At 50.4% G+C, this 1280-nt stretch carries 2 protein-coding genes; both read right to left on the bottom strand.

The features are described from left to right. Window positions 1-191 (bottom strand): helix-turn-helix domain-containing protein (locus G9Q73_RS01665; RefSeq protein WP_177421203.1); only part of this gene is annotated, 191 nt, incomplete at its 3' end. A 225-nt stretch (window positions 192-416) separates the two neighbouring features. Beyond that, a partial coding sequence (locus G9Q73_RS01660) for a hypothetical protein (RefSeq protein ID WP_177418201.1) occupies window positions 417-1280 on the bottom strand: 864 nt, incomplete at its 5' end.

Raw genomic sequence — 1280 nt, 5'->3', positions numbered from 1 at the left:
GGTTGGCAGTCGAAGTATGCGCAGAGGGCGTTAATCGCTTCCAGGTTGCTGTTGTAGCCGGGGTTGTTGGCTATGCGAGTCAATGAGGCGCGGGATATGCCGGTCTGCTCGGCTACTTCGTTGAGAGTAATGCGGCGGCGTTCTTTGAAAACCTTGTCGTCGAGAAGTTGCTTGAGTTTTACGCGGATCATGAGGGACTCCTTTGATGCCCTCATTGTGTCTTCTGCTCAAATATGATGCAAATTGATATTGGTAGAGCGAATATGATCAAAAGGTGCTGGACGGGGAGTTTTCAGAACATCAATTTCATGGCTAACCAATAAAAACAATGAGTTACATAGGCTTGTAACTCATTGGAAAACGCCTGGCGCATCTTAGGGCAGCCTCCTTCAACTGGGTGAATAATATTTCAAAGATCAGAATTCCCCATCTCGAACCACATTACCCTTGCTGACTATCTTGATGGCCTTGGGGTAAACCGGATCGTTGTCCGGCAGGACTCCTTTATCTTTCTCAATTCCCTTGGCTGCAACACTGGTCAGTTTACTCAAGGCTTCAGAGCCGGGTAGTGCTTTGCTGTCATCATAGTAATCGAACCAGGGCAGACCAGCGCTTGTATAATCCTTGGTGGATGCCGGTTCATGTGGCGGTTGGTGACCTGTGATCGCTTGGTATTGCTTGCTGTTAGCAAGATGAATGAAACACCGATAGCTGTTATCCAGGTCCCATGCGTCGATGCCGTACTCGTCTTCATATATTTTTTGCCGCATTAAACCGCCAGGAGCAAGTCCCATATCCGGGGCTGCTGAATCGCAGGCTGAACGGCTGAGCATTGGCATTTCATAGTAATCCTCTTTCACAGTCTGCTCGAAATATTCGACGTACGCGTCATGTTTCATCGGATAGACGATGAACTGAAGGCCACCGTGTTCGGCCTTGCCCGTGATCTGCTCTTCGGCGGTATAGCCCTCGCCCAAAGGCATGGCGATAAACTGACGGATATAGCCTTCCGAGACGTTGAAACCGTCCAGCCAAGGCTGTTCCGGGATGACAGCATAGTCCTGCGGGTCATCTGAAAGGCCATTGCTCCAGGCTTTGCCAGAAACCGCATTGATTTTTCCGGCTGCGATCTTGACAGCGCAGGGGTAGTCGCCGGAAAAGTTTATCCACAGAGCCTCCGATTGATACATGGGAATGAACACACCACCATGTTGACGCCATAGTGCGGGCAATTTTTCCGCGAAGTCATCCACATGCTCCACCGGGAACTGACCCAGCCC

The organism is endosymbiont of Lamellibrachia barhami, assembly GCF_011947365.2.
GTDB lineage: Bacteria > Pseudomonadota > Gammaproteobacteria > Chromatiales > Chromatiaceae > QGON01.
This window is presented reverse-complemented; position numbering and strand designations above follow the sequence as displayed.